A 7,481-nucleotide genomic window follows, 5' to 3' on the forward strand; every position below is an offset into this window, starting at 1 on the left:
CGTGAGTCCGCCGCCGGGTCGCGGGGCGATCCGGAGGGCGGTGCCGCCCGGTGCCGCGGTGTCGAGCCCCGCGACGACGCGGTGCATGAAGCCGGCGATCGCCCCGAGGGCGTAGTGGTTGAACGACGTCATGTCGCCGGGGTTCACCGTGCCGTCGGGGAGCATGCTGTCCCACCGCTCCCAGATCGTCGTCGCGCCCATGCCCACCTGGTAGAGCCACGACGGCATCTCGTCCTGCAGCAGCAGGTGGTACGCCGCGTCGATGCCGCCGACCCGGGCGAGGGCGTCGCAGATGATCGGCGTGCCGACGAAGCCCGTGCTGATGCGGAAGTCGTTCTCGGCGACGAGCTCGATGAGCCGTTCGCCGGCGCGCCGCTCCTGTTCGGGCGTGGCGAAGAGGTCGAAGACGATGGCGAGCGCGACCGAGGTCGGGGTGTCGCTCACGACGCGTCCGCTCGGCGAGAGGTACTCCGAGCGGAACGCGGCGAGCGCGCGCTCCGCGATGCCGCGGTACCGCTCCTCGTCGCCCGAGCGGCCGAGCAGCGCCGCGGTCTCGGCCATGATCCGGGCCGTGCGCACGTGGTAGGCCGTGGCGACCAGGTGCTTGTCGGTGTGCGACTGCCCCGGGTTGTCGGGCGGCGCCGCGGGATCGAGCCAGTCACCGAGCTGGAAGCCCGTGTTCCAGAGGCCCGTGCCGCCGGCGAGGCCGTCGACGAGGTCCACCCACGCCGTCATGCTCTCGTATTGCGCCTCGAGCACCCGGGTGTCGCCGTCGTGCTGGTACAGCTCCCACGGCACGATGACCGCGGCATCCCCCCACGCGGCGGTCGGAAAGTTCGGGAAGCCGCACTCGAGCCAGGGCACGAAGTTCGGCACGTGGCCCTGTTCCGCCTGCTCGGCCGCAAGGTCCCGCAGCCAGCCGGTGAGCGTGCCGTGCGCCGCGTACAGCCGCAGGGCGGTGGGCGCGAAGACCTGGATGTCGCCGGTCCAGCCCAGCCGTTCGTCGCGCTGCGGGCAGTCGGTCGGCAGGTCGACGAAGTTGTCGCGCATGCTCCATACGACGTTCTCGTGGAGCCGGTTCAGGCCCGCGTGCGAGCTCTCGAACCAGCCCGTTCGCGGCATGTCGGTGTGCACGACGAGGGCTTCGACGTCGACCGAGGCGAGGTCGCCCGGCCAGTGCTCGAGCTCGGCGTAGCGGAACCCGTGGATCGTGAAGCGGGGCGTCCACGTCTCGAGGCCCGAGCCCGCGCAGACGTACGCGTCGATGGAGACGGCGGCGCGCAGCGGCCGCACCCCGAGCGCGCCGTTCTCGAGCACCTCGGCGTGGTGCAGGCGCACCTCGTGGCCCGCGGGCCCGCGCACGTTGATGCGGAGCCGGCCCGAGATGTTCTGGCCGAAGTCCAGGCGGATCCGCCCGCCTGCGATCACCTCGACGGTGACGGGCCGCAGGGTCTCGATCACCCGCACCGGCGGACCGGTCGGCGCCTCGAGGCGGGCAGGGAAGTCCTCCAGCGGCAGCACGGACGGCGCCGACCAGTCCCGGTCGTCGAATCCGGGCGTGCTCCATCCGACGGGCAGCAGTCGGGCGTCGTACCGCTCGCCCTCGTACAGTCCGACCTCGGTGATGGGCGACGGATGCCACGACCAGGCGTCCTCGAGCGGCACCCGCACGATCGAGCCGTCGTCGAGGGTCAGCTCGAGCTGCAGGAGCAGCGCGACATCCGTGCCGTAGACGTCCCAGAGCCCGCCGTCGAAGCCGATGCGGCCCCGGTACCAGCCGTCGGCGAGCCACGCGCCGACGGCGTTGCGGCCCTCGACGATCGAGCCGGTCACGTCGTACGTCTGCGTGCGGAGCCGATGCCGATAGCTGGTCCAGCCAGGCGACAGCACGTCATCCGACACCGGGCGGCCGTTCACCTCGAGCTCCGAGACGCCGTGCGCGCTCGAGTAGATGCGGGCCCGGAGGATGCGGCCTGGCTCGATGCCGAGCTCGGCCGTGTCCCACGTCGCGCGCAGCAGGTAGCCGGGACGGAGCGTTCCCGCCGGAGCCGCCGGCGACGGCGAGACGAATGGCACCCTCCAGTCCTCCCGGTGGAGCAGGCCGGCCTCGATCCGGAGCGGGGTGCTCCACCCGCCGGCGTCCTCGACGGCGCGCACGCGGAGCTGCCCGCCCTCGCGCGAGCGCAGCCCGTCGAACGGCCAGTCCACGAGCCGGGTGCGCTCGGCCGGGAGACGCACGGCGTGCACCACGCCGTCGTCGCGGCGGAACTCGACCTCCCAGGCGTCGGGCACCGCCGACGCGATCCATGACAGCCGCGGCCGCGGCTCGCCGATGCCGAGTCCGTCGACTCCGCGGCGGTTCTCGAGCCAGACCGATTCGATCCGGACCTCTTCGCGGGTCATCCCTTCACCGATCCCGCCGTCAGGCCCTTCATGACCTGCTGGTTGAGGAACAGGTAGATCACGAGCGTGCCGAACACGCTGACCGCGATGGCCGCGAAGGTCGGCCCGTACTGCACCGCGCCGTACTGCCCGGTGAAGTTCAGCAGGCCCACCTGGATGGTGCGCAGCGCGTCGCTGTTCGTGAACGTCAGGGCGATCAGCAGGTCGTTCCAGAAGAAGAAGAACTGCACGAGGCCGACGGTGAAGACGGCGTTCTTGACCAGTGGGAGCCCGACCGCCCAGAACGAGCGCAGGATGCCCGCGCCGTCGAGCGTCGAGGCCTCGAAGATCTCGCGCGGCACCGACCGGAAGAACGTCGCCATCATGAACACCGTGAGCGGGAGGCCGGTCGCGATGTAGGTCAGGATCATCGGCCAGTACGTGCCTGTGAGGCCGGTGCGGAAGTAGATCGTGAACAGCGGCAGCAGGATCATCTGCGTGGGCACCATGATGCCGGCGAGGAAGAGCAGCAGCACCGTGCCCCGGCCCTTCCACACCATGACCTCGAGGGCGAAGCCCGCGGCGACGCCGACGATGAGCACGATCGCGAGCGACGGGAACACCACGATGATGCTGTTCAGGATGTACTGCCCGAAGCCGTTCTCGAACACCGAGACGTAGTTCTCGAACGACCAGTTCTGCGGGAGCGACCAGAAGGGCTCGTTGAGGAACTCCCCCTGCGTCTTGAACGACCCGAGGAACATCCACACCATCGGGTAGATCATGATGACGAGCAGGATGGCGAGCAGGATGCGCACCGGGAGCCGCGCGAAGAAGCGGCGGGGGCCGCCCGCACGACGTTGCGGGACGCGCTCGGGAGCGAGCCCGCGGGGGTTGACGCTGGCGATGGCGGTGGTCTGGACGGTCATCGGTCTCAGTCCTTCGTGAGGTCGCGGCGCGTGGACCGGAAGATGAACACGGTGAACAGCAGGCACAGGATCGTGAGCATGAGCGCGATCGTGCTGCCGTAGCCGTACTGGCCATAGGTGAACGACGTCTGGAACATGTAGAGCGTGAGGGGCGTCGTGGCGTTGCCGGGCCCGCCGTTGGTCAGGGCGACGACGCTGTCGAAGACCTTGAGCGTGCCGTTGATGCTGAAGATGAGCGACGACAGCAGCACGGGAAGCGAGAGCGGCAGCACGATCGTGCGGACGAGCTTCCAGCCCCCGGCGCCGTCGAGCCGTGCCGACTCGAGCATCTCCTCGGGGATGTCGAGGACTCCGGCGTAGAGGAGCACCCCGTAGAAGCCCATGGACTGCCACAGGCCCATGAGGATCAGGACCCAGAACGAGGCGTCGGGCGTTCCGAACCAGTCGACGGATTCGATGCCGAGCAGGTTCAGGAACGAGTTCACCGGCCCGACCGTCGGTGCCGCCTCGAACAGGCGGGTGAAGAGCAGTGCGATGGCGACCGTCGGCAGGACGATCGGGAAGAAGATGATCGTGCGGATCGTGGACGACGCCTTCTTCAGGTAGAAGACGTAGAGGAGCGAGAGGCCGTAGCCGGCCGCGACCTGCAGCACGGTCATCACGAACGCGAAGCGGATGGTGAACCACACCGCGCTCCACGCGGCCGGATCGTTGAAGAACTTGACGAAGTTGTCGAGGCCGTTGAAGGTGAACCCGACGATGGGGTTGCCGTCCATGACCGTGTAGCCGAGCGACCAGATGATCGGCACGAGCATGATGAGCGAATAGAGCAGGAGGGCCGGTCCGAGGAGGATCAGGACGGCGCGCTTGTCGCCGAGGACTCGTTCCATGGTTCACGCAATCTGTCGGCTGCCGGAGCAGCGGGGGTGGAGCACGGGGGCGCGGCGCGATCACCGCGCCCCCGCATCAGGATCCGACGGGGGTCAGCCCTCGTCGTTGGCGTCCTGGACCAGCTTCATGAAGTCGGCGCCGCTGAGGCTGCCGCTGGCGAGCCCGCCGCCGTTGGTCTGGCTGACGCTCGTGGCCTTCGAGTTGAAGAGCGCCTCGAACCACAGGATGCTCGACGGCGCGTCGGCGATGACCTGCTGCACGGTCTGGGTCGTCTCGGGCAGGTCGGCGGGCGGGTTGTCGATCGTGAAGCCCGATACCACGCCGCTGTCGTTGAGGACGGTGTCGCCGTAGTTCGAGACGATGCACTCGAGCCACGCCTTCTGGTTCTCGCCGAAGCCCTTCTTGGCGAACATGACGGGCACGCCGACGTTGGCGGGGACCTGGTCGATCGAGCCCTTGCCGCCCTCGACCTCGGGGAACGGCGCGTAGCCGATGTTGTCGAGGCCGATGGTGTTCTGGGTCTCGTCGTTGAAGTTCGCGAGCGCCCAGCTGCCCATGTAGAAGAACGCGGCCTGGCCGGTGAGGAACTGGTTCATGGCCGCGTTGTAGTCGATCGAGCCGACCGCGTCGCCGAAGTAGCCGGCCTTGCCCAGCTCGGCCACGGCGTCGGCCGCCTTCACGTACTCCTCGTCGGTGAGCTTCGCGTCGCCGTCGGCGACGGCCTTGAGGGCGTCGGGTCCGAGGTCGCGGGCGATGTAGTTGCCGACGAGGCGGGTGATGGGCCAGCCGTCCTTGCCGTCGGCGGCGAAGGGCTGCACGCCCGCCGCGTCGAGCTGCGCTGCGGCGGCGACGAGGTCGTCCCACGTGGCCGGGGCCTCGATGCCGTTGTCGGAGAGGAGCTGCTTGTTGTACCAGAAGCCCTCGATATTGAACTCGGTGGGCAGCGAGTACATCGCGTCCTCGCCATAGAGCGCCTCGATGGTGGATGCCGCGGCGGGCAGGATCTTGTCGGTGAGGCCCAGGTCGTCGAGCTCGTCGGAGAGGTTCAGCACCTGGTCGGCGTCGATGAACTGCTTCATGAGCGAAGGGGTGCCGGCGGCCATCGACATGTTCGAGAGGGCGTCCTGGCCGGCCAGGAGCTGGAGCTTCTGGTCGAACTGGGCGCCGGCCGACTTGTCGGCCGTGAGGGGGGCGGCCTTCTCCTCGGCAGCGCACTGATCTTCGGACAGGGTCGTCAGGGTGTCGATGATCGTCGTGTTCTCGGTCTGGCCGAAGTAGGTGAACTTGCCGCTGTCGGACGAGCCGCCCGAGGCCGGGCCGCAGCCCGTGAGCACGAGGGCGCCTGCCCCCACGACGGCCGCGAGCGGAACCAGGCGCCGGAGGCGCCGAGATGCTGTGGTCACTATTCCTCCTTGAATGTGGGCGCTTTTGAAGCGCTTCACTTGGAAGATACCGCTAGACTCGCGAATTGTCATCCTCGATCGGTAACGAATTTGAAACGCTTCATCCGAAGTCCGGTTGCCGCCGGGGGGTTCGTGCGACGATAGCGACGACCGACGGCCGAGCACGTAGGGCCGCGCACACGGAGGTGCCCCATTCCCGCTGAACGACGTCGTGGGCTGAACTCGCAGCCCAGCATGAGCGATGTCGCCCGCCACGCGGGCGTGGCGCTCGGCACGGTCTCGAACACCCTGAACAATCCCGACAAGGTCGCCGAGCCGACGCGGCGACGCGTGCTCGCCTCCATCGCCGAGCTGGGGTTCGTGCGCAACGATGCGGCCCGGTCGCTCGCGGCCGGAAGCAGCTCGACCGTCGGATTCGTGCTCGCCGACCTCGACAACTCGTTCTTCGTCGACATCGCCCGTGGTGCGGAGTCGATCCTGCGCCAGCACGACATGAGCCTGCTCATCGCCAACACCGACGTCGATCCCGCGAGGGAGCAGCGCAACCTCACGCTCTTCGAGGAGGCCCGGGTGGCCGGCATCCTCATCGCCCCGACGCCGTGGATGCCGTCCCGGCTCCCCGCGGTGCGGAGCACTCCCCTCGTCTACGTCAATGCGCCGCCGGCGGATGCCTCGCACTCGGGCGTGGTCGTCGACGAGCGTCGCGGCGGCGAGCTCGCGGCACGGCACCTCATGGAGCTGGGCCGCACGCGGTTGCTGTTCGTGGGCGGCCCCTTCCTCCTCGATGCCGTCGCCGAACGACGCGAGGGCGCGCGCAGGGCCGTGGAAGCGGCATCCGGCGTCTCGCTCGACACGCTCGAGACGCGGGGCCTCAACATCCCCCACGGACGCCAGGCCGCCCGCGAGATCCTCGCTGAGGGCGCCGGTCGCTACGACGGCATCATCGCCGCCTCCGACCTGCTCGCCATCGGCTGCATCCAGGTGTTCGACGGGCAGCCGGGATTCGAGGTGCCCGCCGACCTGGCCATCACCGGGTACGACGACAACCACTTCGCATCAGAGAGCGCCATCCCGGTCAGCACCATCGCGCAACCCGGCGAGGAGATGGGCCGGGTGGCGGCCCAGCTGCTCATCAACCGCATCACCGAGCCCGAGACCGCGATCCCGCGCACCCTGACCCTCGAGCCGCACCTCATCGCGCGCCGCTCCACGCTCGGCGAGGCGTGGCGCCGCGACTGACCGAGGGTCAGATCTCGGTGTGCCCGAGCTCGGGCGCCGCGAGCAGGCKGATGACCGGGTCGGCCATCGCCTCGAACTCGAGCACCACGACGTCGTTGCGACCGACCCGCGTGACGGGCGACGGCACGATGAGGGTGCGCTGCGGTCCGCGGCGCCAGTAGCGTCCKAGCAGGAAGCCGTTCATCCAGACGAAGCCCTTGCCCCAGTCGAGCGTGTCGAGATAGAGGTCGGCCGGCGCGTCGAGCTCGAACGACCCGCTCGCGAAGTGCGGGCCGGCCGCGGCAGCCGCTCGCCCGTCGGCGCCGGGCTTCGCGCGGAGCCCGATCGCCAGCGCGGGGACGCGGTCGAGGTCGAGCGGACGTGCCGCCCACCCCGTGAGCTCGACGCCGTCGAGGAGCACGCCGCCGATGAGGCCCTTGTGCTCGCCGATGCGGGTGCCGTAGTCGACGCGGCCCTGGTCCTCGACGACGATCGCGAGCTCGCCGCGCGCGTCGGGCAGCACCACCGCGCGCTCGTGCGCGTCGCGGGCGAGCACGCCGATCGGCACGCCGTCGACGAGCACCCACGCGCGGTCGCGCACCTCCTCGCCGATCGTGAGGGTCCCGCGGCCTCCGCGGTCGAGCCGGGTCGTGAACAC

Annotated in this window: 5 protein-coding genes and 1 pseudogene; 1 reads left to right on the forward strand and 5 read right to left on the reverse strand. The window is 69.6% G+C overall.

Annotation, left to right across the window (positions count from 1 at the left end):
• From AC1DY2_RS12030 to AC1DY2_RS12045, 4 genes are all read right to left on the reverse strand, one after another.
• Positions 1-2,403, reverse strand: a 2,403-nt coding sequence (locus tag AC1DY2_RS12030; protein WP_476762643.1) for a family 78 glycoside hydrolase catalytic domain, incomplete at its 3' end; no start/stop codon positions are given.
• Positions 2,400-3,311: a carbohydrate ABC transporter permease gene (locus AC1DY2_RS12035; protein WP_476762644.1), complete on the reverse strand. Its 912-nt coding sequence runs from the start codon at positions 3,309-3,311 to the stop codon at positions 2,400-2,402. The genes AC1DY2_RS12030 and AC1DY2_RS12035, both read right to left, overlap by 4 nt.
• A 5-nt stretch (positions 3,312-3,316) precedes the next feature.
• Positions 3,317-4,201, reverse strand: coding sequence for a carbohydrate ABC transporter permease (locus tag AC1DY2_RS12040; protein ID WP_309973921.1), 885 nt, complete (start codon positions 4,199-4,201; stop codon positions 3,317-3,319).
• A gap of 93 nt (positions 4,202-4,294) precedes the next feature.
• A complete protein-coding gene (locus tag AC1DY2_RS12045; RefSeq protein ID WP_476762645.1) occupies positions 4,295-5,605 on the reverse strand; it encodes an ABC transporter substrate-binding protein in 1,311 nt (436 codons plus the stop codon).
• A gap of 234 nt (positions 5,606-5,839) precedes the next feature.
• Here AC1DY2_RS12045 and AC1DY2_RS12050 point away from each other — a divergent pair, with 234 nt between their 5' ends.
• Positions 5,840-6,844, forward strand: coding sequence for a LacI family DNA-binding transcriptional regulator (locus tag AC1DY2_RS12050; protein WP_476762646.1), 1,005 nt, complete (start codon positions 5,840-5,842; stop codon positions 6,842-6,844).
• Positions 6,845-6,851: 7 nt separating this feature from the next.
• On the opposite strand, the pseudogene AC1DY2_RS12055 reads toward AC1DY2_RS12050, so the two are convergent.
• Positions 6,852-7,481 (reverse strand): annotated as a pseudogene (locus AC1DY2_RS12055) (beta-galactosidase); the annotation flags it as partial.

Source organism: Agromyces sp. P1_H4 (assembly GCF_056405255.1).